Below are 26273 nucleotides of genomic sequence, written 5' to 3' on the forward strand. Positions count from 1 at the left end.
CCGCCCCAGCCAGCACGATCGAGGTATGACCACTCCCTCGATAGATCCGCGACTCGTGCACGTGCTGTCCGGTGAGGTCGCCTCCCTGCAGCAGCACCTCGCCCGCGTCGGCCACGACCTCGGTCTCCTCCGACAGCAGCTCGACGGTCCGCCGATGCAGCCGCCTCCGGTGTCGTGGCAGCAGCACCCCGCTCCGAGGCCGCCGGTGCAGACTTCCCCGGTGTCGACTTCCCCGGTGTCGACTTCCCCGGTGTCGACTTTCCCGGTGCGGCCGCTACCGCGCCCGACGCCCGCCCCTCCCCGTGACACCACCCCGTGGTGGCAGCGCGACGGTGTGGTCAGCCGTGTGCTCGCGGCCGCGGGTGCTGCGGTGACCGTCATCGGTGTCGTGATGCTGGTGGTACTCGCGGCGCAGTCGGGCTGGTTCGGCCCCGGTCCTCGGGTCGCCGCGGGTGCGCTGATCTCCGGAGTGCTCGTCTCCGCCGCGCACCGTGTGGTCGCACGACCCGGTGGCCGCGTCGGCGCCGTCGCACTCGCCGCGACGGGATTCGCCGGGCTGTATCTCGACCTCGCGGCCGTCACCGCGCTGTACGGGTGGGTGCATCCCGTCGTCGGGCTCGTGGTGGGACTCGGTGTCGCCGCGCTCGGCGTCGCGGTCGCACTGCGCTGGTCGTCGCAGTCACTCGCGGTGATGGTCGTGGCCGGCATCGCGACACTGGCACCCGTCGTCACGGGCGGCATCACGCCGGCACTCCTCGCATTCCTGGTGGTCGTGCAGATCGCCGCCTCGCTCGTCGACATCCGTGAGCAGTGGGTCTGGTTGCGCGTCGTCCGCACGGTCCCGGTCGTCGGAGCGGTGCTGCTCGCCGGGCTGCTCGCCCACGTGAAGACCGTCCCTACCGCCGATCTGGTGCCGCTCCTCGTCGTCGCGGGACTGTCCTTCGGTACCGCTGTCGTCGCCTGGTGGACCACCCTCGCGCGCCGCGCAGTGGACCCGGTCTCACTCGCCTCGATCTCGGCCACCGCCGGCGCGGTCCTCGTCACGGCGGCGCTGTTCTCTCGTCCCGTCGCCGGCGGCATCGACGCCGTCGTCGCGCTCGTCCTGGTGGCGACCCTGATCGCTCGACGCGAGCTGGCCACCACGGTTCGCCTGGTGCTCACGGCGACGGCCTCGGTGGCGGTGGCGTCGGCACTGGTGGCGGGCACAGCCGATCAGGTCCGCATTCTCGCCCTGCTGCTGGTCGCCATCACGGCGCTCCTCGTCGGTGCCCGGACCCGCTCGGGTGTGTCGGCCGCGGCCGGCGCGTTCTTCGCCGTCCTCGGGACCAGTGCACACACGCAGATCACCTCCGTCGACTCGCTGAGCAGCCCCGTTCGCGCTCTCGACTCCGGCTGGGAATCGGTGCCCGCGTCGGTCGCCATGATCGCGATGGCTGTGGCGGGAGTGCTCGCGGCGCTGCGCACCATCGCGGACTCGACGCTCCGAACTCTCGCCGCCGGCCTGGCGGGGGTCGCGGGCCTCTTCGGTGCGACGGCGGTGTGCGTGATCACCGGCATCGAGATCGGCGGCCGCGCCGGGTTCCTCGTCGGCCACGGCGCAGCGACCATCGTGTGGATGACCGTGGCCGTCGCACTGCTGATACGCGGTCTGTCCGACGCCACCGGGGCCCGCACGGTCCTCGCCGCAGGACTGACCGTCGCGGCCTCGGCCATCGCCAAGCTGTTCCTGTTCGACCTCAGCGCACTCGGTGGACTGCCCCGCGCCGCCGCGTTCCTGGTGGTGGGAGTGATGCTGCTCGGTATCGGAACCCGCTACGCGAGGTCCTTCGCGGACCGCGCCGACGCTGCCGTCACTGCCGACGCTGGCGGGCCAGCAACTCGCTCACACTGATGGCACCGGACTGACCGTGGTGACGACCGCCCGACTCGTCGTCTCCGTCCCGAGCCCGCCGACGACCCGATGTGGTCGTCGGCGGTGTCTCGTCGGGCTCGGAGACCTCGGGCGTGGAGAGGTTGTGGTTCTCGGGCGCGTCCGCCGGCCGGTCCGCACGCTCGGGCATCCGCAGACCGGCGATCCAGGAATCGACCTCGGCGCTGGTGCGCGAGCCGGTGCCGTTGCTGTGACCGTTGCCGTTGCCGTTGCCGTTGCCGTTGCCGTTGCCGTTGCTGTGACCGTCGCCGTTGCGGGGCCGATCGACGTCGATGCCGTCGCCCGAGACCGAGCCGTACCGGAACGACGTGGTCTCGTGCCCGTTCGAGCCGTTCGAGCCGTTCGAGCCGTTCGAGCCGTTCGAGCCGTTCGAACGCTGGGCGACGGAGGGCGCGCGGAGTTCGGCGAGCCAGCTCTCGATGGGGCGCGGGGCGGGCGCTCCGTTCCGGGGTGCAGGTTCGGGCGACGTCGGCTCCGGACGGGCCGTCGGGTGCACGTGCTCGTTCTCCGTCGCTGGTGCGGGTCGAGCCTCGGCCGGGCGTGCGACCCGAATCTCCTCCGCAGGCGCAGGCGCAGGCGCGGGCTCGGGTGCCACCGGGCTGGCCGTGGGCTCGACGGCGCGCGGTGCAGCGGGCTCCGGCGCGGTGGGTTGCTGCACGACGGGGTTCTGGACGACGGGGTTCTGGACGACGGGGTTCTGGACGACGGGCTTCCGCACGCGCGCCGGAGCCGGACGCGGATCGACGGGCCGGGGACGATCCGGTGCGGGCGGGTCGACTCGTTCGGGCATCGCACGAGTGGCCGAGTGGCCGCCCTGCAGTACCCGCGGAATCGGTTGGGTGAGCGGCTCCCGAGTGTGTGCGGGGAGCGGAGCAGAGCCGATCGCGACCAGCTCGGGGACGTCGGTGGGCATCGTCTCCGCGTCGAGGATCGGCTCGCCGAGGCCCAGCTTCTGCTGGATGCGCTTCATCCACTGCGGCGCCCACCAACAGTCGTCGCCGAGCAGCTTCATCGTCGCCGGTACCAGGAACATGCGGATCAACGTCGCGTCGATGATGAGCGCGGCGATCATGCCGTAGGCGATGTACTTCATCATCACCAGCTCGGAGAACGCGAATGCGCCCGTGACGACGATGAGGATCATGGCGGCCGCGGTGATGATGCGGCCGGTGTGCGAGGTGCCGACGCGGATGGCCTCGGTGGTACTCGCTCCGCGGGCTCGCGCCTCCACCATCCGGGAGAGCAGGAACACCTCGTAGTCGGTCGACAACCCGAAGATGATCGCGATGATCAACACCAGGACCGGGGCCATGATCGGCCCCGGAGTGAAGTTCAGCGGGCCTGCGCCGTTGCCGTCGACGAAGATGAACGTGAGGATGCCGAGCGTCGCGCCGAGCCCCAGCGTGGTCATCAGGATGGCCTTGAGGGGCAGGACGAGCGACCCGAACGTGAGGAACATCAGCAACGTCGTGACCAGCACGACGAGCGTCGCCATGAGAGGTAGTCGATCCACGAGCGCCGCGATCGAGTCCTGTTCGATCGCGGGCGTGCCGCCGACCGACAGGGTCACCCCGTCGGGAACGTCGATCGAGCGGATGTAGTCGATGGCGGGCGACGACACGTTGCGGTCGACGAGGCCCGCCTTGAGCACGGCGACACCGTTCTCGTTGCGCTCGATGGAGAACCGCTCGACGAGCCCCGGGGCGTTGGACGCCTCGCGCAGAATCGTGCCCAACTGCGGACCGGCAGCATCCTCGAGAACGATCTTGAGGGGCTCGGTGCGGTAGGACGGGAAGTTCTCGTCGAACACGTTCTGCGCGACACGGGTGGGGTTGTCCGGCGGCAGGTACGTCTCGTTGATGCCGCCGAACTTGATGGCGCCGACCGGCAGCGTGAGGATCAACAGTCCCAGGACGATCGGCACACACACCTTGAGCGGGTTTCGCATGACCCAGCGCGTGAGCTTGCCCCACGGCCCGGACTCGATCTCCTCGGTGGTCTTCGTCTTGCGCATGCTCTTCAGGCCCAGCGCATCGATGCGCTTGCCCAGGATCGACAGGATCGCAGGGAGGACGGTGACGGCCGTCAGGGCCGCCAGCGCCACGGTGGCGATGGCGCCGAACGCGACCGACTTCAGGAAGCCCTGCGGGAAGAGCAGCAGTCCGCCGAGGCTCGCGACGATCATCGTGGCCGAGAAGACGACGGTGCGGCCCGCGGTCATGACGGAGCGTTGCACGGCCTGCTGTGTCGTGCGGCCGTCGGCCAGTTCCTCTCGGAACCGGCTGACGATGAACAGCGCGTAGTCGATGGCCAACCCGAGACCGATGAGCGAGACGACGGGTGCGACGAAGCTGTTGACCTCGACGAAGTTGGTGAACAGCCGGACCATGCCGTTGGCGGCGACCACGGTGAGACCACCGATGATCAGCGGCAACGCCGCGGCCACGACGCCGCCGAACACGAAGAACAGGAGCACGCCCACCACAGGGATGGCGAGGATCTCCATGCGCTTGATGTCGCCGGCCATGGTGTCGTTCAGCGCGTTCGCGATGGGCTGGAGTCCGGCGAGCTGCACGTCGACGCCGTCGATGGCGAACGCGTCCTTCACGTCACGGAAGTTGTTGGTCAGTTCCGTGTCGTTCGCACCGGCGATCGCGAACGTCGCGATCGCCTTCGTCTTGTCCGGCGAGGCCAGTGCGGGGAGGCGCTGCTGGAAATAGTTGATGTTGATCTTGGAGATCTTGTCCGCATGCGCCGCCATCATGGCGTCCTGACCGGCGGTGACGGTCTGCTGGAACGCCGGGTCGTCGACCGTCGATCCCTCGGGCGCGGTGTAGAGGGCGACGACGTCGCCGGTGCTGTCGCGACCGAACGTGCCGTCCGCGGTGACCGCGGCGTGCACCGACTCCGAGTTCGGGTCGTCCCAGCCGCTCTGACTCAAGTGGTCGTTCAGGCTGAGTCCGTACGCGGCGAGGCCCAACAGGAACGCGACCATCACACCGATGACGGTGAACCGCGATCGGTGAACCAGATCTCCCCATCGAGAAAACACTCAGGACACTCCTTGACGCCCGACGAGCAGAGCGGACAGCGGACGGAACGGCTGCAGCCAGGCGCCCTCGTCCGGGAGGGAATCGAGGCTGACTCGCGGCAGTGGTTCACGGAACACACCGGGGATGTCCTCGAGATCCAGGAACTCGAGGATGTCCGACGTGACAGCCCAACTGGCGTGTTCACGGAACCCGAGGATCTGGACGGGCACACCCGTCGCCGCGATGGCTTCGAGTGGAAGCCGGAAGGCCTGACCGTCCGCGGACGCGACCACCACCCCCGCGAGACCGTGGTCTCGCGAGCGGAGCTCGATGTGATCGAGCATGTCGGAGTCGACGTCGCTGTCCTCGTCGATCTTCGGCTTGGCGAAGACCGCGAAGCCCACGTTACGCAACGCCTCGACCCAGGGACGAACGACGTCGGCGCTGCCCTGGGCGATGTTGGTGAAGACCGTGGCCTCGGGTTCGAGGGTCGCGGTCTCCAGAGCGGAGAGCTGGGCGGTGCGTCCGAGAAGCCATCGCCCCAGCGCATCGAAGCGCGGGCGGTAGGCAGCGGTGGGGCGACCGCCCAGAATGGCGCCGAGGCCCATGTCCAGGTTGGGGGCGTCCCAGACGAGCAGAACCTTCTTGGTATGGCGAGAATCACCGGCGACGTCGAGTACGGCCGTGTCCGGATTCTGTTCGTCCACGCTCATCGGAGTGGGTTCTCGCTCTCTCGTCGCGTGATCGTCGCCGCAGCGACGTCGGTCGCTCCGGTGGACGGCGTGCTCCAGACGAACTCGCTCGTCGGCCTGCCGACCTGCTGGGCCTTGCCCTCGAACTTCGTCACCGGACGGTCGACGGACAGGGAGGACCCCTCGACGGTACGTCGTTCGGCATCGAACGGCAGCCGCGTGAGAGCGGACTCCGCGTCACCGACCTCCTCGATCCACTCCGCGTAGTCGGCATGGTCGGTGGCGACGTGGAGAATGCCGCCGGGCTCGAGACGATTCGCCACCAGGGCGAAGGTCTCCGCTTTCAGCAGCCGGCGCTTGTGGTGCCGGGCCTTGGGCCAGGGGTCGGGGAAGAACACGCGGACGCCGGCGAGCGAGCCGGGTGCCACCATGTTCTCGAGCACGTCGGCCGCGTCGCCGCGCAGAATGCGCAGGTTGGAGAGCCCTTCTCGCTCGATTCCCTGGACCGTCTGCGCTATTCCCGGGCGGTAGACCTCGACGGCGATCAGGTTCACGTGCGGCTCGGCGGCCGCCATCGCGAGTGCGGCCGTGCCGGTCCCGGAGCCGATCTCGAGCACCACGGGGGCTGGTCGGCCGAACCACGACGCGGCGTCGAGCGGCTCGTCGGCCACGTCGCGGCCGATGCTGGGCCACATCCTGTCCCACGAGGACTGCTGCGGTTCGGTGAGTGCGCCGCGTCGGGACCGGAAACTGGTCACCCGGGGATACAGCCTGGAACCGCCGGACCGGCTGTCGTCGGCACCGTCGGACAGGCCGTTCTCGGGCGCTGCGTCCACGGCACGGGGGTCGGTCATCCTCCCATTGTCTCCCATGGGCGCAGTTCGTGACAGCAGGGTCTCGACTTCAGGTCGAGACTCTGGCCTACCGGCACCGGGATCGGCGTGTGAGAATCGCCCCGTCGCATCTGCAGAATCGGGGGATCACGGATGCCGGGGACCGAGTCGAGCGCGCTGCACCGCGCGGTGACCGAGCTGGAACGCAGTGTCGACGACGCTGCGCTGGGAGCAGTGATCGAGCGATGGCGTTCTCCGTTGCGCGTTGCCGTCGCGGGGCGGCCCGGTGCGGGCAAGTCCCGCGTCGTCACGGCACTGGACCTTCCCGGGACGGCCGAGGTGCACGGCGTGGACGCCCTCGATCTCCCCCGTCCTGTTCTCGACCACGACGTTCTCGCGCTCGTCGTCGCCCGGACCGTGACCGCCGCGGACCTGGAGGTGGTGGCTGCACGGTCGAGTGGATTCGAGACCCTCGTCGTCCTCGGACGCACCGACCTTCCGATCGACGCGGATGCCGTCGCCGCGGCACTGCCGGCAGGGACGACCGTGATCGGTGCCGACGACGTCGACACGCTCGCCCGAGTCTGGGCGACGGCGGTGTCGCACGCGGCGAACCGCCGCGACATCGACCTGCTCGTGGCGATGGAGGACATGGCCGCCCGGCGTCCGCACGCGAGGTCGTCTGTCGAGACATTCCTGCGCGCCCCCGCGGCGGCGCACGTCCGGCGCGGTGCGCGCGCGTGAGCGACGCCGCCGCCGACCTGCCCTCCGACGTGGCCCGAGTGGTGCGGACGTGGAGTCCGGACTCCCTGAGTCGGCTCGAGCGAGGACGCACACAGGCGCGCACCGTCGCCGTTCTCGCGGCACCGGGCCTCGATCAGGAGTCGGTCGGTGCGGTGGTGACCTCTGCGGGGTGGTCCGTCCGGCCCGTCTCCGCGGCCTCGGCGGTGCTCGTCCTGGTGGATCCCGACCTGCCGCCGGGCGGCGCCCTCGTCCGGGCGGCGCGGTCGATCCCGGCCGAACTTCCGGTGGTGCTCCGGATCGCCGCCGGACCGGACGACGCACGGCGCGTCCTCGCCCGATGGACGGTGTCGGTCCCGCGCCCCGACGCGGTGGTGGTGTCCGGTCCCGACGACGGTGCCGTCGTGGACGCGCTCGACCGGGCAGCGGACGAGTGGGACCCGACGGATGCGGCGCTGTCGGCAGTGGAGCGCGCGCTGTCCGAGGCTCGCTCGGCACTGACGGCGGCGGCCCGACGCGACACGGGCAGCGCGGACCTCACCGACGCGCGGGAACGCCGGCGCCGGGCCGCGTCGATCCCGACGGACGACGGACTGCTCCTCCGGCGGTCGACGGCCGAGGTGCGCCTCGATCTCGCTCACCGAGTCGGCGTGCATCGGCGGGAGACGGGCACCCGGGTCGCCGCCGCCGTCGGGGACGCGAGCTTCGCCGATCTTCGACGACTCCCGTCGGTGGTCGCCGCGGAGATCGGTGCGGCATCGGGTCGGCTCTCGGACGAGGTGACCACGGCGTTGACCGCGCTCGGCGCCCCGGGTTCCGCACCTCCGGTCGAGCGTGTCTCGACGACCCACCAACCGCCCCCGTCGGCACGGTGGGGAGTCGACGACGTGCTGACGGGTGTCGTCGGTGCCTCGGCGGGTGCCGGAGTGGGGCGGGTCGCGGTGTGGGCTGCCTCGCTCGGCGGCGCGTCTGCTGTGGTCGTGACCGTGCTCTGCGCCGTGGTGATGGCGGCCGCGGTGGTGCGGACGCGGCTTCTCTCGACGCGCCGTGCGCGTGTGCGCCGGTGGGCCGCGGACGTGGTGGCCGATGCCGCGTCCGGATGGGAACGGGACACCGCGTCCCGTCTCGTGATGGCCGACTCGTGGCTCACCGTGAGACTGTCGGCGCAGGTCAGGGATGCGTCCGCCCGGCGGAACGCGGTGATCGCGGAGATCGACGGCGAGATCCGGGACATCACCTCTCGGGCCGCCTCGCGTGCCGCCGCCTACCAACGCGATCTGGAGGTTCTGGACCGCGTCGCACCCACCCTCGGGCGGCGGGGAACCGTCCCCTCGGCAGGTGCGTCCAAGCACGAGGTGAGTACGACGTCGAGGAACACGGGGGACTGACATGGCCGAGTGGTCGGGATCGTTCGACCTGGACGGGCCGGGCGTCGGAGAGGGTGGATTCGACCCCGTCATCGATCTCGACGGCGACGGCACGGCAGACACGGCGGTACTGCACGGGGGTCTGTCCGATGCGTACGCATCGGCGTTCGACCACGGTTCGACGGAGATGACGGTTCTCACCGATCTCGACGGTGACGGCGTCGTCGACCGCGCGACGGTCTTCGAGGCCGACGGTGAGTACACGGTGTGGGTGTCCTCGACCGACCTCGCGGGCGGTTCCGACGGGTCCTGGCGTGCCACCGATCGCGGCTCGCTGTGACGCGATGAACACCAAATGTCCTGACATAGTGCGCTTTACGGCCAGGTCACTGAATCGGTTTTGTGACGGAACGGACATGCCCCGAGTGCCCTCGCCGTTCTTCACAGCGTTAACCTCTAGGTCCAGGACACTCGGGGCCCTGCGATCTGTCGATCGAAGGTCACGGGACTACCCCGCCCACTGGGAACCCATGGTTCGCTCACGCACTTCGGTCCGGCGCCGATCGACGGACCGAGGCGGTGACGGCCACACGTTCCTGCACCACCCCAGGAGACAAGATGACCGCGACCATTCCGGGTCTCAACGGAACCGACGGCACCCCGCCCACGACCCATGCCGGCCTGCTGGCCTGGGTACGCGACGTGGCCGAGCTGACCCAGCCCGACCGGATCGTCTTCGCCGACGGTTCGGACGAGGAGTGGAGCCGCCTCACCGACCAGCTGGTCGATGCGGGCACGTTCACCCGGCTGAATGCCGAGAAGAAGCCCAACTCGTTCCTGGGCAACTCCGACCCGTCCGATGTGGCGCGCGTCGAGTCGCGGACCTACATCTGCTCCACGCGCGAGATCGACGCCGGTCCCACCAACAACTGGATGGACCCGGAGGAGATGCGCGGCACGATGCGCGATCTCTATCGCGGCTGCATGCGCGGTCGCACCATGTACGTCATCCCGTTCTGCATGGGCCCGCTCGAGGCCGACGACCCCAAGCTGGGTGTCGAGATCACCGATTCCGAGTACGTCGTCGTCTCCATGCGCGTGATGACGCGCATGGGTGCGAAGGTGCTCGAGAAGCTCGGGGACGACGGGTTCTTCGTCAAGGCCCTGCACTCGCTCGGCGCCCCGCTCGACGAGGGTCAGCAGGACGTGCCGTGGCCGTGCAACGACACCAAGTACATCTCGCACTTCCCCGAGGATCGCGAGATCTGGAGCTACGGCTCCGGCTACGGCGGCAACGCGCTGCTGGGCAAGAAGTGCTACTCGCTGCGTATCGCGTCGGCCATGGCCCACGACGAGGGCTGGCTGGCCGAGCACATGCTGATCCTCAAGCTCATCTCGCCGGAGGACAAGGCGTACTACATCGCCGCGGCGTTCCCGTCCGCCTGTGGCAAGACCAACCTCGCGATGATCCAGCCGACCATTCCGGGTTGGCGCGCCGAGACCATCGGTGACGACATCGCGTGGATGCGCTTCGGCAAGGACGGCCGGCTGTACGCGGTCAACCCGGAGTTCGGCTTCTTCGGCGTCGCGCCGGGAACGAACTGGGACTCGAACCCCAACGCGATGCGCACCATCGACCAGGGCAATGCCGTCTTCACCAACGTCGCGCAGACCGACGACGGCGACGTCTGGTGGGAGGGTCTCGAGGGCGATCCCCAGCACCTGATCGACTGGACCGGCAAGGACTGGACGCCTGACTCGGACAGCAATGCGGCGCACCCCAACTCGCGCTACTGCGTGCCGATGTCACAGTGCCCGTCCATGGCGCCCGAGTGGGACGACCCACAGGGTGTGCCGATCTCGGCGATCCTCTTCGGTGGCCGCCGCAAGACCACCGTTCCTCTGGTCACCGAGGCTCGTGACTGGCAGCACGGCGTGTTCATGGGCGCCACCGTCGGTTCCGAGCAGACGGCAGCGGCCGAGGGCACCGTCGGCACCATCCGTCGTGACCCGATGGCCATGTTGCCGTTCCTCGGCTACAACGTCGGCGACTACTTCCAGCACTGGATCGACCTCGGCAAGAACGCCGACGAGTCCAAGCTCCCGAAGGTGTTCTACGTCAACTGGTTCCGCCGTGGCGACGACAAGCGCTTCCTGTGGCCCGGATTCGGTGAGAACTCCCGCGTGCTGAAGTGGATCGTCGAGCGCATCGAGCACAAGGCCGCCGGTGTCGACACGCCCATCGGTGTGGTGCCCACGGCCGACGCGCTCGACATCGACGGACTCGACGTCGCCACGGCCGATGTGGCCGAGGCGCTCGCGGTGAACGTCGACGAGTGGAAGAAGGAGATCCCGCTCATCGAGGAGTGGTTCGACTTCGTCGGCGAGAAGCTCCCCACCGGTATCCAGGACGAGTTCGACGCTCTCAAGCAGCGCCTGAACTCCTGATCCGCCACCTCTGACGCCCGTTCCCGATTCCGGGGGCGGGCGTCAGTGCTGTCTCGGTGTCACCAGTGCGGCCGCTCCCGTCAGAGTGCCGACGGCCCCGAGCGCGGCGGGAACCACGGTGAACGACTCCAGGAAGCCGAGCCGGGCGTGCAGCGCCACGGTCTCGCGGAGAGGGTTCCACAACGCCGGGCCCGCCGCGCTGAAGCCGCCGCCGATGACGGCCGTCTCGATGTCGAGCAGCGCTGCAGCGGATGCGATCGCCTGCCCCAGTGCCACGCCGGCCCGTTGGAGAGCGGCGACCGCCACCGGGTCGGCGGCGCGGGCGGACTCGGCGAGGTCGATGCCGGTGGCGCCCTCCCAGCCGTTCTCGCGGGCCCAGCGCACCGCGTTCGGGCCGCTGGCGACCGTCTCGACGCAGCCGACCCCGCCGCAAGTGCAGGGTTCGATGGATCCGGGGACCACGATGTGTCCCACGTGCCCGGCGTTACCGCTGTGGCCGCGCACGATCTCCCCGCCCAGGACCAGGCCGCCGCCGATGCCGGTCGACACCACCATGCCCAGCACGTTCTGCACGTGGCGGGCGGCCCCGAATCGATGTTCGGCCAGCGCCGCGCAGGCACCGTCGAGCGCCAGGGTCACGGTGGCGTGCGGAACCACGCCGCGGACGGCGTCCACGAGCCCGAAGCCCTCGTACCACTCCGCGATGTTGATCGGTGCCACCGTGCCGGCCACGGTGTCCACGGGCCCGGCCGACGCGATACCGACGGCGTCGATGTCCTGGACCTCGACCCCTGCCGCGGAGACCACCGTGAGGAGGAGTTCCTCGCACGCTGCCCACACGTTCTCGGTGGGTGTCGGAACGACGACGGGATCCTGCGGTCGGCCGTCGGCGCCCACCACCGCGGCGGTGAACTTGGTGCCGCCGATGTCGAGTGCGAGCGATGTTCTCTCGGTCGTCGTCATTCACGCCACCCTAACGGGCGAGCGTGGTCCCGAGCCCGCGGTCGGTAGCGGCGTGCGCGCGGAGCACGAGCACCAGATTGCTCACCGCCAGCTCGCGGAATCCGGGCACGCGGACACACCACCACGCCCAGCGGGGGTGGTACCGCGGGAAGGCGGCGAGGAGCTCTCCGCTCGAAGTGTCTGCCGCCCAGCGTAATCCGTGCGAGGCGCGGATCGGGAACAGGGACACCCCGAAACGGTTCTTGGGTTGCGCGCCGTGCACGCGGGCGTAGCGTCGCGCGGCGCGCTCGCCGCCGAACACGTGCCACGGCCCGGTCTCGTGCCCACCGAACGGGCCCCACCACATCGTGTACGACAGCACCACCAGTCCACCGGGCCGCGTCACGCGCAGCATCTCCTCGGCCATGACCCACGGGTGTCGGACATGCTCCGCGACGTTGGAGGACAGGCAGATGTCGACGCTGTCCGAGCGGACGGGCAGTGCAGTACCCGAGCCTCGGACGGATCCGCGGGCGTCGAGCCCCGCGGCGTGCATCTCCGAGGCGTCCGGCTCCACGGAGACGTAGCGGGCGCCCGCGTCGGCGAAGGCGTCGGCGAAGTAGCCGGGTCCGCCGCCGACGTCGAGCACCGTCAGTCCGTCGAGCGTCGTCCCGGTGGCCCCGGTCCACAGGTCGTGGATCAGCGTCGCGGTGTCGCGAGCCAGCGCCCCGTAGAAGCGTGCGGGATCGGACTGCTCGAATCGGAAGTCCGCCACGAGGGAGAGTGACCGTCGCAGGGTGGCCCGTCGAGCGAGTCCGGCGGTGACGGGAGACGAGGGCACGAGTGGAGACTGTAGAGGTTCTCGGATGCAGCAGTGCGGCGGGACGACGGCATACTGAACGGCGTCGATGGTCGAAGGATCGCCAGGGGGTGACAGCAGATGACGGAGTTGCGTGAGGTACTGCTGCTCTGTTGGCGCGACAGCGGTCATCCACAGGGTGGAGGTAGCGAGCGCTACCTCGAGCACGTGGGCGCAGGGCTGGCGTCGCAGGGCATCAAGGTCACCCTGCGCACGGCCGGTTACCCCGGCGCACCCGCGTCAGACACGATCGACGGCGTGCGCGTCAGCCGCGGCGGCGGGCGCCTGACGGTCTACCCGCGAGCGCTCGGAGCGCTCCTCGCCGGGCGGCTCGGCCTCGGTCCCCTGGCAGGTCTGAAGCCCGATGCGGTGATCGACACGCAGAACGGAATCCCCTTCTTCGCACGACTCGTGACGGCGGCTCCCGTCACGGTGCTGGTCCACCATTGTCACCGCGAACAATGGCCGGTGGCCGGTGCGGTCATGGCGCGGCTGGGATGGTTCATCGAGTCCAGGTTGTCGCCGCGGGTCCATCGACGCTCGCAGTACCTGACGGTGTCGCTTCCCTCGGCGGACGAGCTGATCGCCCTCGGCGTGGACCGCGAGAGGGTCGCCGTGGTCCGCAACGGTGTCGACGACATTCCCGCTTCCGTCACGGTGGGCGACCCACACACCCGAGCGGACGCACCGACGCTGTCGGTCCTGTCCCGGCTCGTTCCGCACAAGCAGATCGAGGACGCCATCGACGTCCTCGCCGCGCTGCGGGATGCGACGCCTGCACTGCGTCTCGATGTCATCGGCGGCGGCTGGTGGGACGACAATCTGCGCGATCACGCCCGCGCGCGGGGCGTGGCCGACGCCGTGACCTTCCACGGTCACGTGTCCGAGACCCGTAAGCACGAGATCCTGTCGCAGTCGTGGGTCCACGTGCTCCCGTCCCGGAAGGAGGGGTGGGGACTCGCCGTCGTCGAGGCAGCTCAGCACGGTGTCCCCACCGTCGGCTACCGGCATTCTCGGGGGTTGACCGACTCCGTGGTGGACGGTGTCACCGGAGTCCTCGTGGGCGACGAGTGGCTCAGCCGCGACTCCGACGTCGGTGAACTGACCGACGCGGTGCGGACGCTGCTGGACGACGGTGATCTCCGTAGACAGCTCGGGGAGAAGGCGCGGCTGCGGACCCGGGAGTTCTCGTGGACGTGGTGCGCGCGAGCGGTGGAGTCGGTGCTGCGCGAGCGAGTGGACGGCCGAGCGGTGTCTGGGCTGGTCGCGGGTAGGCCGGAGGCCGGTCGGTCTGTCGTGGCGGGCAGGCCGGAGGCCGGTCGGTAGGTGGCGGGTAGGCCGGAGGCCGGTCGGTAGGTGGCGGGCAGGCCGGAGGCCGGTGGTCTTCGGTCAGCGAGTCCGGGTGTGACGCGCCCCCGCGACGGCGACGGCGGCCGACGTCAGGACCGCGGCCGCCCACAGCAGATGAGCGACGATCGCCGGCAGACGATCCGAGCGTGGACGAGGTGCCGGATCAGCGAGTGAGTACAACGTGAGATCGGCGTCCGCGTACACGGGTTCCAGACCCGCGAGCGTGCGCGCGGAGTCCCCGCTCTCGCCCGCCGACCTCTCGATCAGGATCCACCCGACTCCGAGTGCGGCGAGGTCGCTCGCCGGAGCGCCGTCCAGGAGCAGTCGTTCGACCAGCCCCGCGACGGTGTTCTCCCCCCGGACGACCGTGCCGCCGACCGGGAGATCACCGGTGCCGAGGACGTCGGCGTCGAGCAGCCTCGGAGCGGGATCGAGGACCGGTGCCTCGCCCGACCAGTCGAACCGGCGGAACGTGCCGGTCGGCAGGACCGCCACGAGGGCGTCGGACGGACCGACAGTGTCGATCACCGACGACCATCCGGCGGGATAGTCGACCGGACGCAGCGCGCCGTGCACGCCCCATGCCAGATCGGGCAGGACGACGAGCAGCGCGGCGACGGCGGACACGGCTGCGAGCCGGGGACGTGTCCCGCTGCAACCGGGTCGATCGACCGCGGAGCCTGCACTCAGGGCGAGTGCCGGCATCCACAGGGCGACCCATTTCTGACCGTCCCGGAACAGCCCGGCACCGGGTACCGACTCGGCGGCCCATCGGCCGACGTCGAGCCCGATCGGGGTGGCGGCGAGGGCGACGAGCACCACGGACACGGCGCCGGTGAGCAGGAGCGCCGCGACCACGGGCGATGCGGTCCGGCGCAGACGAGGGAGTCCGGCGGCTGCCAGGCCGAGCAGCACGGCGGTGCCGACGACGGCGAACAGGCTGGTTCGGCTGCCGGGAACCGCGTCGGCGTTCCAGATGCCGCCCAGACCGGCGAGCGCTCCGATCGTCCCGAGTCCGGGTTCGGCCCGCGCCGCGAAGGCCGCGACTCCCGCCGGATCGGCGCCGGTACCGGCCCCGGACACGGCGGTGGCCACCAGCCAGGGCAAAGACAGGACCACCGTGGCGACGGCCACGACGACGAGCCGCCGTACGCGGTGTTCCCCACCCGGTGCGGCCAGGACCGCCGCAGCGAGCACGGCGCAGAGCAGGACGCCCGTCGGGGTGAGCCCGGCGATGCCGAGAACCAGCACGAGTGGGGCAGCGGACCGCAGGTCACCGCGGTCGCGGAGCGTCATGGCCGCGACGGCCGTCCAGGGCAGTGCCGCGTAGCCGACGAGCAGGCTCCAGTGCCCCTGCAGCAGACGTTCGGCGACGTAGGGGTTCCACACGGCCACGGTGGCGGCCACCAGACGAGGGCCGGTCGAGGCGCCGCCGAGCACCCGCGCCGTCATCTGCGCGGCGCCCCACCCGGCGGCGATCAACGCAAGAGCGAGAAGTCCGACGACCACCACGCCGCCGTCGACGACGCTGGTGGCGACCGAGACGACGGCGTCCTGAGGAACCGCACGTGCCGCCGAGTCCGACAGACCCAGGGCCGAGTCGGTGAGATACGACCGAGGTGTCGACACCGCGTCACGCAGCAGCAGGTGGCCGCCACCCGGAGGCAGAACATGCAGGAGCGGGCCGAGAACGACACCGGTGAGCACGACGGACCAGGCGAGGGACCACGCCCCGGCTCTCCTGCTCGACCCTGCGATCATGAGGGCATGATCCCTGCGCGCGCCTCGACCGTGGTGGCCGGGGTGAGCATCGTGACGGCGGGGTCGATGGCGGCGAACATCGCCTCGTATCTGCTGCACCTCCCGGCCGGACGCGTGCTCGGACCGCAGGGCTACGGGGTCTTCGCGTCTCTGCTGGCCGCCCAGCTGGTACTCGCGGTGCCGGCGCTGGCAGTGCAGACCGTCGTGGCGCGAGACCGGGTGCGCGGGCGATCGGTGGCCGCCTCGCGCAGGCTCGGACACCTGTACGCCGTGGTCGTCGCCGGTCTTGCCGTCGTCACGACCCCCGTCGTGGCGGCCCTGCTCCACACCGACGTCGTGACCACGGCGGCGGCCGTCGTGACGGCTCCGTTCCTCGTGCTGCTGGCCACGGAACAGGGCCTGCTGCAGGGGGACTCGCGCTTCGGTGCCCTCGGCGGTGTGCTCGCGGCGAGCGGCCTGGCGAAGGTGGTGCCCGCGGTGACCACGCTGCTGCTGGGCGGAGGTGTGGGACCCGCCCTGGTCGCCGGCGCGATGGGGACCGCGGTCATGGCTCTGGCTGCGCGCATCGTCGTCGACCGCGCCGAGCAGACGGACGAGCGCACCCGGCTCGCCGCAGCCGGGACCTGGCGCGACGTGCTCGCCGCATCGCAGGTCCAACTCGTGATCGTCGCGCTGTCCTCGGTCGACCTCCTACTCGCCCGACGCGTCCTCGACCCGGAGGCCGCGGGTGTCTACGCGCTCGGCGCCGTCGCCGCGAAGGCAGCCTTCTGGCTCCCGCAGTCGGTCGGCGTGGTGCTGTACCCGAGGATGGCGGATCCGCGTCGGTCGGCGTCGGCGGTCCGCGCTGCCCTGCTGGTGCTGCTGGGCGTCGGGTCCGTCGTGGTGCTGGGCGCTGCGATCGTCGGGCCGATCGTTCCGCTGGTGATGGGCGCGGACTACGCGCCGGTGCAGTACCTGCTGTGGCTGTTCGCGGCGCAGGGTGCGCTGCTGGCCCTGGTGCAGTGCGGACTGCTGGCGGCCGTGGCCCGCGGTGACACGCGCTCGGCACTGGCGGCGTGGACCGTGCTCGTGGTCGAGGCCGTTCTCGTCCTGACGGTCGTCGGCAGCGCGACCGAGCTCGTGGTCGTGGCCGCGGCATGTGCTGCGGTGGCATCTGTTGTGGTCTCGACCAGCGCGCTCGGGCGTGTCCGTGTGCTTGGATCGGTGGATGACCGAATCCGGGGGGTGGGTCCGTGAGGCTGCGTAGAGGCATGGCGGGTATCGACGTGCTGCACGAGACCACGGGAACGTGGGTCGATCTGAGAGCTGCTGGGGGAGAAGAGCTTCCGAGCGGAATCGTCGATTTCCTCGGGGCGGGTGAGCGTGCACGCGACGCGGCGCGCGATCTCGTGGACCGGGCAGTCACCGCCGGGACAGCCACCGCGTCGACGTCCTTCGCCGCTCTGCCGTTCGAGCCGCGATCGCTCCGCTGCTTCGCGGGGTGGGACCAGCACTGGCACCAGGCGGCCGAGCAGATGGTGCGGCGCAACCTGCCCGCCGTCGTGCCGCTGGCGAAGGCCTTCCAGGCGATCGCCCGGAAGCCGTTCCCGCCCTTGCGGCCGGGCGCCGCAGCGTCCCAGCATCCGATCTACTACACGGGCAATCACCTCTCCGTCGTCGGCGACGGTGAACCCATGGCGTGGCCCGCGTACACCGAGCTGCTCGACTTCGAACTCGAGTTCGGCGCCGTGGTGGTCCGGCCGGTCGTCAGCGCCTCGACGGCGGAGGCGGAAGCGGCGATCGGCGGCTTCGTGGTGTTCAACGACTTCAGCGCGCGCGACGTGCAGTGGGACGAGCAGCGCAACGGCCCCTTCGGACCCGTCGTGAAGACCAAGACGTTCGGTAGTTCCATGAGTGCCGAGGTGGTCACCGCGGACGAGGTCCTGCCGCACCTGACCGACCTGCGCGGCACCGTCACCGTCAACGGCGAGGTGTGGTCGGAGACGTCGACGCGAGGCGGCCGGTGGTCGCTGGTAGACGGACTCGCCTACGCCAGCAGGTCCGAGAGCATCGGCCCCGGCGAGCTGCTGACGTCGGGAACCCTGCCGTCGGGATGCGGGATGGAACTCGACCGCTGGGTGCGGCCGGGCGACGTGGTGCGCCTCGAGGTCGAGCGCATCGGGTCGGTGACCAACACGGTGGCGGAGCCTGCCTAGCCGGGTGGCTGGCCAGCGGGCAGGCCGGAGGCCGGTCGTTCGAAGCGGGCAGGCCGGAGGCCGGTCGTGCGAAAAGTAGTGTCGGTGCATGCGTGCGCTGGTGATCGAGGAGTTCGGCCGACCTGGAACCGTGCGGGAGATCGACCGTCCCGACGCGGCCCCCGACGGTGCGGTGATCCGGGTGGCCGCCACCGGGGTGTGCCGGAGTGACTGGCACGCCTGGCAGGGACACGACGGCGACGTGCGACTGCCGTTCGTTCCGGGCCACGAGTTCGCGGGGACGGTCGTCGCCGTAGGTGCGGACGTCGACAGTGACTGGATCGGCCGTCGCGTCACCACCCCCTTCGTGTGTGCGTGTGGGACGTGCCCGACGTGTGCTGCCGGCGACCACCAGGTGTGTCCCCGTCAGGAACAGCCCGGGTTCACCCACGACGGGTCGTACGCCGAGTTCGTCGCGGTGCGCTACGCCGGGACCAACCTGATCGCGTTGCCGGACGAGGTGTCGTTCGACGTGGCGGCCACTCTGGGATGCCGATACGCGACCGCGTGGCGGGCGGTCCGTCGGCGCGCGCGTGTGGTGGCAGGCGAGCGCGTCGCCGTCTACGGGTGCGGTGGTCTGGGCCTGTCCGCGGTGATCATCGCGTCCGGGGCCGGCGCGGAGGTGACGGCAGTGGATCGCTCGACGTCGGCCTTGGACCTGGCGCGCCGACTCGGAGCGTCTCGGACGGTGCAGGCGCCGGTCGACGACGTGCACGTCGCACTCGAGTGCTCCGGGCACGCCGGGCTGGCGGACGAGGCGATCCGCGGTCTGCGGCGACGTGGCAGGCACGTGCAGATCGGGTTGCTACCCGGCGGCGCGCACGTGTCGTTGGACGTGGTGATCGGGCGGGAGATCGACGTGCTCGGCAGTCACGGGCTGGCCGCTCACGAGTATCCCGAACTGCTGCGCACGCTCCCGCACGCCGCCGTGGAGTCGATGATCGGAGCCCGCAGACGACTCGAGGACGCCCAGCTCGCGCTGGACGCCCTCGGTGAGTCTGCAGGAGTGACGCTGTTGTATCCCTGACGGGAAGGCCGGAGGCCGGCCGATTCGAGACGGGAAGGCCGGAGGCCGGCCGATTCGAGACGGGAAGGCCGGAGGCCGGCCGATTCGAGACGGGAAGGCGGGGCGTCAGTCCTTGCGGAGGTTGGTGCGGGGGATCTCCTCGGTACGGTCCGTCGTCCAGTCGTGGTCCGGTGCGGGAGAGCCGGCGCCGGAGCCTGAGGTTCGAGGTCCGGTCGCGGGACCGTCGGCCACCGGACGCGTTCCGCGGCTGGTGCGGCCGCCGCGCAGGAGCAGAACGAGGCCGACTGCCAGGAAGATGACGCCGAGCACGCCGGCGACGATCGGCACGGTGCGGCCGATCAGGGCGATCTGGTCCTTGCCGTCCTGTGCGCGACCGAGCTGGTAGGTGACGGTGTTGTCGTCGAAGCCGATGACGGCCTTGACCACGTCCACCTCGGGGGTTCCGGCGCGGCGTGCGTAGTACTGGTGCACGTCCTCCTGGCCCTTGACGATGACGCCGGTGACGGGCTCGACGTAGATGTCACGGGTGTTCTCGTAGAACCGCGTCATCGTGATCGGCGTGGCGCCGCCCTCGACGCCCCAGGTGCTGGCGGGAAGTGCGAGCTTGTTGGACGGCGAGGCCACGACGGCGGACAGGTCCACGGCGGGGATGGTCTGCGTGTAGTGGTAGACCGTGACGCCCTCGATCTGCGTCTCCTCGACGAAGGTCATGTCGTAGCTCTCGCGGGCCACGGTGTCGAAGAAGGGATACGTCTGCTTCTGCGAGTCGAACGGGAACTTGTACTGCAGTCCCGTGTGCGGCACTTCCTCGGCAGGCTTGTCGGCCTGGCTCTGGATGGATCCGACCGGGTCGACCGGCATGGAGGACACGCGGTCCAAGCTCACACGGTCGACGGTCGCGGTGAGCAGACCGGTGTCGCCCTGGCGGTCGGTGCGCCGCAGCGAGGAGCCGGCCTGCACGGTGATGACGTCGGAGTTGGACGGCTCCTCAGTGGTGACGAAGCGCTGGGAGATCAGGGGGACGTTCTGATCGACGACGGCGGAACCCGCTGTGAGCGAACGCGAATCGAGCACCGAGCCGGTACCGGTGGACACGCTGGTGATCTCCAGGTCGAGCGGCGTCTTCTCGAGGCGCCCGACCGTGTACAGCGGTATCAGGATCGCGATGACCAGCAAGAATGCTCCGAGCCCGATGAGGATCGGCGGGATCACACGCGTCGGTGTGGATCTGTTCGCCATACTGGAGGTCCCCTTTGTGCAAGTGCACTTGTCAGTGCATACCGGCCGTGATGGGTCGAACACTAACGTATTGGGCCGCGCGGTTTCCCGGACAGATACGGCAGACCTGCCGGGACGGATACGGCAGACTTGCCGGCGATGACCACACCGGACACGAATCGCACCGATACATTCCTGCCTGCACTGGAAGGAATGCGGGGCGTCGCGGCGATCGGGGTTCTCATCACCCATGTCGCTTTCCAGACAGGTTCGACCAGCGTGCCCGTGGTCGGCCCCCTGCTGGTTCGTCTCGATCTCGCTGTGGCGGTCTTCTTCGCGCTGTCCGGATTCCTCCTGTGGCGTCCACACGCGGCCGCAGCCCGTGGATCACGCCCCACGCCGCCGGTTCGCCGCTACCTGCTGCACCGGGCCGCGAGGGTTCTCCCCGCGTACTGGGTGGTCGTGGTGATCGTGCTGGCGTTGCTTCCGGGCGCGGGTGGCGGAGTCGGCCTCTGGGCCGCCAATCTGACGCTCGTTCAGGTGTTCGTTCCCCTGACGCTGACAGAGGGAATGACCCAGATGTGGTCGCTGTCCGTCGAGGTGGCCTTCTACCTGCTGCTGCCGTTCATCGGGTTCGCTATGGCCACGCTTCGCGGACCTCGAGCACGTCTGCGGACGCCGGTGCTGTGTGGGGTCTCCGTCCTGTCGCTGGGATGGACCTTCCTTCCGATCTCCACCACGGACGGCGTGAACATCGAGAACTGGCTGCCCGGCTTCCTCGCGTGGTTCGCGGCCGGGATGGTGATCGCGGAAGCGGCTGCCGCCCGAGCTCAGCGCGACCTGCCCGCCCCACCCCGACCGGTCTCCGACCTGCCCGCTCCACCCCGACCGGTCTCCGACCTTCCCGCTCCACCCCGACCGGTCTCCGACCTGCCCGCTCCACCACTGGTCGTTAGGATCGCGAGCCGGCGATGGCTGCTCACCGGCATCGCCGCGGTCGCTTTCGCGGCATCGTCGACACCGATCGCCGGTGCGCAGGACCTCACGACCCCGGCCGCCTGGCAGTTCGCGGTCAAGGTGGCGTTGGGCGCGGTCGTCGCGTTCTGCCTCATCGCGCCACTCGCCGTCGGCGCGGGCGTACCTCCACGGTGGCTGACGGGCCCGCTCGCGCTGATGATCGGCCGGTGGTCCTACGGCATCTTCGTCTGGCACCTCGCCGTGCTCGCCGTGGTGTTCCCGATGCTGGGGGTGTCTCCGTTCAGCGGCCGATTCCTTCTCGTCCTCTGTGCCACGGCGGTGTTGACGTTGCCCGTCGCCGCGGCGAGCTATGCGTTGGTGGAGGAGCCGGTCCGTGTCGCACTCCGCACGCGGGAAGCGCGCAGGGCCGACCGGATCCGGGCGACGGAAGGAAGCGCCGCGAGCGCCACAGCGCCGACGGATGCCAACGCCGCCAGCTGAATCACGGCAGAGTGCCCGACATAGCCGTCAGGATCCCGCCAGGGCCCGGTCGACAGCATCGCCCCGGCGAGACTGAGCCCGAGCCCCGCGACCGCGACCAGAACACGACCGCGAACCCGAGGCCCCCAGCGGTGGTCGGTGGCGGCGACGGCCACGGCGAGAACGGCGAGCCAGCCCACGGCCGCCGGACCACCGATGACCCACACGGCGGCGAACAGCCCCGCGTGGCCCACGAGGGTGGGTCGCCACGTGGGAGTCGGGTCGGTGGGCGTGGCCGGCGTGCGCCGTCGCATCGCCATCAGGGCCAGAGCCACGAGCATCGCCAGGCCCACGACGATCGCCGTCCGGTACCAGGTGTCCGAGGGGAACGTCAGAGTCACCTCCCCCGAGAGGCCGGCAGGGAGGATCCACCCCTGCTGCCACCCGTTCACGACCACCGGTGTGAGTGTCTCCCCGTCCGGACGCGTGGCCACCCACCCCGGGTTGGTGCTCTCGGGCACGACGAGCAGGCGTTCCGCGGTGGCACCGGGCACCAGGACTCGGCGGGTGTCGGTGGTCCACGTGCTCGTGCTCACGGCGACGGGCCGTGGCCCGGTACGCGACGACAGCTCCAGTGGGGCCACGCGGAGAGCGACGCTGTCGACGGTGAAGATGTCTCCCGGGTCGACCGACACGGACTGGTCGCCGACCGGAAGCGGTACCGGCGTGGAGACGTTCGCCGCGACGGGAAGATCGCCCGCGCAGAGAGTCGCACGGATCGGGGCGCCGGTGGCCAGCGCCCCGGCGGTCGTCGACACGGCAGTACGGACGAGCTGATCCGCGATGCTCAGGGTGGGGCCGGTCGCGCACGGCAGCACGATCGGTCGGTCGGGATCGAACGGTGCCCCAGCGAACGCGGAACCGGATTCGGAGAGCACGGTGATCTCGGCCAGACCGGGAGGCCGTACCTGGTCGAATCCCAGTGCCGTGCGGTCGAGTACGTCGTCCCACTCGACGAGCGAGACGGTGATGCGGTCGGTCGTCGCCGGCTCGAGGGAGATGCGGGTGTCGCCGTCCGCGTCGACGTCGCGGACCTGGGGGCCGGTACCGAGGTTCACGGCGATCCGGGTGGGATGGGCCGGAAGTACGCCGAGACTCTGAGCGATGTCGAGACCACCGACCGAGACACGTTGCGGCAGTTCGAGAGTGACGGTGGGGTTCGTTCCGGCCCGGCCGTCGATCGAGTCCTGGCTCGCGGTCCACGACGTACGGTCGTCGCCGTCGGTCAGGGCGAAGGCCGATCCTCGCACGTCGGTGACCTCGGCCGCGCCCCGAGCCCGCGGGCGGGTGGCGTCGTGCAGCAGGTCCTCCAGCGCGGGCGACTGACGCGAGCGCAGCCACAGCTCGGGGGTCACCGCCGTGCCGGTGGGAACCGAGAGCGTGCGCTGGACACTGTCGAGCTCCTCGGGTTCCACGGCGACACCACCCGCGCAGCGCACCCGATCGGGCGTGTCCACGCAGCCTGTCCGGCCGGGAAGCTCCTGTGCCAGATTCCATCCCGTCACCGTGACACCGTCAGCGGGAGCGGGCATCGCGGTGAGGTGCCGAATGATCACCGGCGCCGGCGCATCGGGATCCGTGTAGTCGGTGAGTCGGAGGTCGCTGACGCCGAACTGTGCTCCCACGGAACCGTTCTCGGTCTGAGTGGCCGTCACCCGGATGCGCGTCGTCGTGCCGGCGGGAAGTGAGACCGTCACCGGGGCGCCCGGTTCGGTGATGCGTGCGGCCGCGGTTCCGTTGTCCGTCTCGACCTCCACCCACTTCACCGGTGACCCCAGGGTTCCGGGGCTGGTGCGGAGCTCGAGCAGGCCGGAACGTACGGGGCGCTCGAGATCGAGCTGGATCCACTGACCGACCGAGCTCTCGAGGCCGTTGCTCACCCAGCTCGTCGCGGCGTCACCGTCGACGGCCGCCGCCGGACCGTTGCCGGGCGACGCGCCGCCGAGCTGGGTCGCGTCCGACGCCGCGGAGGAGACGGACACTCGGGCGCCGGACCACGCGCCCTCGACCAGCGGCGTGCCCTGGACGGGGTAGTCGGGCACGAGGTTGAGGGTGCGGCGAGGGTCGTCCGGTGCGCGCAGGGCGCTGCTGTGATCATCGACGGAGCCGAAGTCCACTTCGCGGTTCATCGGGGTGTCCGTCACCAGGACGTCGTCGACCGTGAGTCCCGCAGCCCGGGCGTCGCCGTCGAGCAGCGCGGGCCCCGCCGGGGTCGGGTCCAGGCCGCCGCGCTCGCGGTGCTCGTTCAGGCGAGCGAGGACCTCGGGTCCGCCCTGGACGCGGGGCACGTCGTCGGCCACCACCGTGTACGGGCCGGCGACGGCGGGAGTGCTGGGTGTCGCCTCGAAGATCTCGATCGCCGGATAGGTGGGTCGCAGGTCGGAGTCGGCGACGAAGCCGTCCACCCGTCCGGGTCCGACGTCGTCGCCGAACGTCGCGACCCGTCGCAGCCCCGGTGAGTTCTCGATGCTCTGGTGCACCAGCGGGGTTCGTGTCGAGCGCGACGTCTCGGGATCGAGATCGTTGCGCATCACCAGGTAGCGGATGTTCATCGACGCCAGCGTGTCGGCGAGTCCGTCGGACGGCCTGCCGTCCGCGAGGAGCCGTTGCACCGAGTCGAGTGCTCGGATCGCGCCGGGTGGAACCAGCGGAACGGCGTCCCGGACGGCCCATGGTGACGAGGCCAGCGCCTGCAGCGGTTCGTCGCGAGTCAGTCCCCACAGTTGCGCGGCGAGGGGTGCGCCGGGGACGACGAGCGCGCGTGACTGCTCGGCTCCGGCGCCCGCATGGTCGGCCAACCAGGCCGCCGCGTCGGACCACTCGTCGGGAACCGCCTCGTACGCCCCCTGCGGTGCGAGCCGACCGGTCCAGGCCAGCGAGGTCGAGACGGTGAGCGCCACCAGGACGAGTGCGGCGAATGCGACGAGTGGCTCCCGTTCCGGATGCACTGCCGCGCGACGCCAGCGGGGGGACGGCACCGAACCCGGCAGCGGCACGTACGTGAGCAGTTGCGCGAGGCCCAGCGCCAACGGCAGTCGAATCATCGGTTCGAGCTTGTGAATGTTGCGCAGCGGCGCGCCGGAGGTGTCGAGGAACATGCGGACCTCGTCGGAAACGGGCGAGGCCAGACCGCCGACGTAGCCGGCGGTCATGCCCATCAGCCCGATCAGCAGCACCAGGGTCAGCCGACCGCGCGCCGGCATCGACCGCATGCAGAGCCCGGCCATGCCCGCCGCGGCCACGACGGCGGACGCGATCACGGCGGCGGGCTGCGTCACCACGACCGCGCCGGCGATGCGTTCCGGCGAGACGAACGGTGTCCAGCTGCTGGTGCCGCGCAGAACTTCGACCAACGAGGTCCACTGCGTCGTCGTGCCGGCCGACTCGATGTAGTCGAGGAACGGTGGGCTGACACCGCGCAGGATGAACAGGGGGACCAGCCACCACGCCGTCGCGACGACGAGGCACCCGATCCACCACACGGAGAACCGTCGCCACCGGGCGTCCGGTCTGTGCGCGAGCCACCACACGACCGCCACGAGGGTGGCTGCCGCCGTCGCCACGGCGTTCACGGCACCCATCGCCGCGACGGCGAGCGCAGAACACGCCGCAGCCCGCGGAATACTCACGGCACGGCCCGAGAAGACCCGGACCAGGGGGATCAGCACCCACGGCGCCAACATCATCGGCAGCGACTCGGAACTGATCGACCCCAGTGTGGTGATCACCCGCGGCGCGAGGACGAACGCGAGTGCACCGACCACCCGCGACCCGCGGCTCCCGACCCCGAGGGCCTCGCACAGCCGCAGGACACCCCAGAACCCGAGGAAGATCAGGACGGCCCACCACAGGCGCTGCGTCACCCACCCGGGCAGTCCCAGTACGTCACCGAGGGCGAAGAACGACCCGTGCGGGAAGAAGTAGCCGTAGGCCTGGTTCTGCACCTGGCCGAAGGTGGCGTCGGACGTCCACAGATGGGACGCCCGCGAGAGGAACCCCAGAGGGTTCTGCGTCAAGTCGTACTTGGTGTCGGCGACGGTCAGACCGGGAGCCTGCAGAAACGCCAGGACCAGCGCGCCGACCGCGGAGAAGAAACGCCACCGGGCCCCTACGGGCGCGGTGACGGGAGCATCGGACGTCAGCGGCTGCCGTACTCGACCTGGTTGAGGAGGGAGGACTCGGCGTTACCGGAACGATCGACCTCGGGGCGGGTGTTCGACGAGGCGGCGGCGGTGGCGCCGAACACCACGGCCACTCCCAGTACGACGCCGATGACGGCGCTGATCGCTGCGGATTTCACGAGCAGAACGTATCACCTCGACCGGCCTCCGGCCTGCCCGTT

The 26273-nt window shown here is 70.4% G+C and carries 18 protein-coding genes and 1 pseudogene; 10 read left to right on the forward strand and 9 right to left on the reverse strand.

Translation table 11 applies throughout. The features are described from left to right. The first annotated feature begins 25 nt into the window (after nt 1–25). Nucleotides 26–1891, forward strand: coding sequence for a DUF2339 domain-containing protein (locus HQ325_RS12130; RefSeq protein WP_222629824.1), 1866 nt, complete (start codon nt 26–28; stop codon nt 1889–1891). Here the strand turns inward: HQ325_RS12130 and HQ325_RS12135 are convergent. Genes HQ325_RS12135 through trmB form a run of 3 tightly spaced genes read right to left on the reverse strand, consistent with a single transcriptional unit; the run spans nt 1851 to nt 6544 of the window. Then, on the reverse strand, nt 1851–4925 hold the full coding sequence (locus tag HQ325_RS12135) for an MMPL family transporter (RefSeq protein ID WP_261778393.1): 3075 nt from the start codon (nt 4923–4925) through the stop codon (nt 1851–1853). The two genes, HQ325_RS12130 and HQ325_RS12135, sit on opposite strands and share 41 nt — an antisense overlap. A gap of 57 nt (nt 4926–4982) precedes the next feature. Continuing rightward, a complete protein-coding gene (locus HQ325_RS12140; RefSeq protein WP_222629830.1) occupies nt 4983–5675 on the reverse strand; it encodes an NYN domain-containing protein in 693 nt (230 codons plus the stop codon). Next, nucleotides 5672–6544, reverse strand: coding sequence for a tRNA (guanosine(46)-N7)-methyltransferase TrmB (gene trmB / locus HQ325_RS12145; RefSeq protein WP_374107229.1), 873 nt, complete (start codon nt 6542–6544; stop codon nt 5672–5674). Before trmB ends, HQ325_RS12140 begins: the two co-directional genes overlap by 4 nt. A gap of 96 nt (nt 6545–6640) precedes the next feature. Between trmB and HQ325_RS12150 the strand changes: the two genes are divergently transcribed. From HQ325_RS12150 to HQ325_RS12165, 4 genes are all read left to right on the forward strand, one after another. Further along, nucleotides 6641–7231 carry a hypothetical protein gene (locus HQ325_RS12150; RefSeq protein WP_222629834.1) on the forward strand — a complete coding sequence of 197 codons (591 nt, stop codon included), beginning with the start codon at nt 6641–6643 and terminating at the stop codon, nt 7229–7231. Beyond that, complete coding sequence (locus tag HQ325_RS12155; RefSeq protein ID WP_222629836.1) at nt 7228–8616, forward strand: hypothetical protein; 1389 nt, start codon at nt 7228–7230, stop codon at nt 8614–8616. Before HQ325_RS12150 ends, HQ325_RS12155 begins: the two co-directional genes overlap by 4 nt. Nucleotide 8617: 1 nt before the next feature. Further along, entirely contained in the window at nt 8618–8935 is a 318-nt protein-coding gene (locus HQ325_RS12160; protein ID WP_222629838.1) for a DUF6802 family protein, read from the forward strand. A 278-nt stretch (nt 8936–9213) separates the two neighbouring features. Continuing rightward, complete coding sequence (locus tag HQ325_RS12165; RefSeq protein ID WP_222629840.1) at nt 9214–11043, forward strand: phosphoenolpyruvate carboxykinase (GTP); 1830 nt, start codon at nt 9214–9216, stop codon at nt 11041–11043. A gap of 42 nt (nt 11044–11085) precedes the next feature. On the opposite strand, the gene HQ325_RS12170 is transcribed toward HQ325_RS12165, so the two are convergent. Continuing rightward, the gene (locus HQ325_RS12170; protein ID WP_222629842.1) at nt 11086–12006 is read right to left on the reverse strand and encodes an ROK family protein; all 921 of its coding nucleotides are present in this window, start codon (nt 12004–12006) and stop codon (nt 11086–11088) included. Between the two features lie 10 nt (nt 12007–12016). Then, entirely contained in the window at nt 12017–12826 is an 810-nt protein-coding gene (locus HQ325_RS12175) for a class I SAM-dependent methyltransferase (protein WP_308014489.1), read from the reverse strand. A 108-nt stretch (nt 12827–12934) separates the two neighbouring features. On the opposite strand from HQ325_RS12175, the gene HQ325_RS12180 reads away from it, so the two are divergent. After that, nucleotides 12935–14170 carry a glycosyltransferase family 4 protein gene (locus HQ325_RS12180; RefSeq protein WP_222630987.1) on the forward strand — a complete coding sequence of 412 codons (1236 nt, stop codon included), beginning with the start codon at nt 12935–12937 and terminating at the stop codon, nt 14168–14170. 63 nt (nt 14171–14233) lie between these two features. On the opposite strand, the gene HQ325_RS12185 is transcribed toward HQ325_RS12180, so the two are convergent. Then, the gene (locus HQ325_RS12185; RefSeq protein WP_222629847.1) at nt 14234–15955 is read right to left on the reverse strand and encodes a hypothetical protein; all 1722 of its coding nucleotides are present in this window, start codon (nt 15953–15955) and stop codon (nt 14234–14236) included. 6 nt (nt 15956–15961) lie between these two features. Between HQ325_RS12185 and HQ325_RS12190 the strand changes: the two genes are divergently transcribed. From HQ325_RS12190 to HQ325_RS12200, 3 genes are all read left to right on the forward strand, one after another. Then, nucleotides 15962–17191, forward strand: coding sequence for a lipopolysaccharide biosynthesis protein (locus tag HQ325_RS12190; protein WP_222629849.1), 1230 nt, complete (start codon nt 15962–15964; stop codon nt 17189–17191). Next, nucleotides 17188–18150 (forward strand): fumarylacetoacetate hydrolase family protein, encoded by a 963-nt coding sequence (locus tag HQ325_RS12195; RefSeq protein ID WP_222629851.1) that lies wholly within the window; start codon nt 17188–17190, stop codon nt 18148–18150. Before HQ325_RS12190 ends, HQ325_RS12195 begins: the two co-directional genes overlap by 4 nt. 88 nt (nt 18151–18238) lie before the next feature. Next, on the forward strand, nt 18239–19216 hold the full coding sequence (locus HQ325_RS12200; RefSeq protein ID WP_222629854.1) for an alcohol dehydrogenase catalytic domain-containing protein: 978 nt from the start codon (nt 18239–18241) through the stop codon (nt 19214–19216). A 105-nt stretch (nt 19217–19321) separates the two neighbouring features. On the opposite strand, the gene HQ325_RS12205 is transcribed toward HQ325_RS12200, so the two are convergent. Further along, nucleotides 19322–20455 (reverse strand): DUF3068 domain-containing protein, encoded by a 1134-nt coding sequence (locus HQ325_RS12205; RefSeq protein WP_222629856.1) that lies wholly within the window; start codon nt 20453–20455, stop codon nt 19322–19324. 138 nt (nt 20456–20593) lie between these two features. On the opposite strand from HQ325_RS12205, the pseudogene HQ325_RS22445 reads away from it, so the two are divergent. Further along, nucleotides 20594–21835: pseudogene (locus tag HQ325_RS22445) on the forward strand (acyltransferase family protein); the annotation flags it as partial. Here HQ325_RS22445 and HQ325_RS22795 read toward each other — a convergent pair. Then, complete coding sequence (locus HQ325_RS22795; protein ID WP_222630989.1) at nt 21760–26073, reverse strand: alpha-(1->3)-arabinofuranosyltransferase; 4314 nt, start codon at nt 26071–26073, stop codon at nt 21760–21762. The pseudogene HQ325_RS22445 and the gene HQ325_RS22795 sit on opposite strands and share 76 nt — an antisense overlap. Next, nucleotides 26070–26231: a DUF2613 domain-containing protein gene (locus HQ325_RS12220; protein ID WP_285186808.1), complete on the reverse strand. Its 162-nt coding sequence runs from the start codon at nt 26229–26231 to the stop codon at nt 26070–26072. Before HQ325_RS12220 ends, HQ325_RS22795 begins: the two co-directional genes overlap by 4 nt. Nucleotides 26232–26273: the final 42 nt, after the last annotated feature.

Source organism: Rhodococcus sp. BP-349, assembly GCF_019835845.1.
Taxonomy (GTDB): domain Bacteria; phylum Actinomycetota; class Actinomycetes; order Mycobacteriales; family Mycobacteriaceae; genus Rhodococcoides.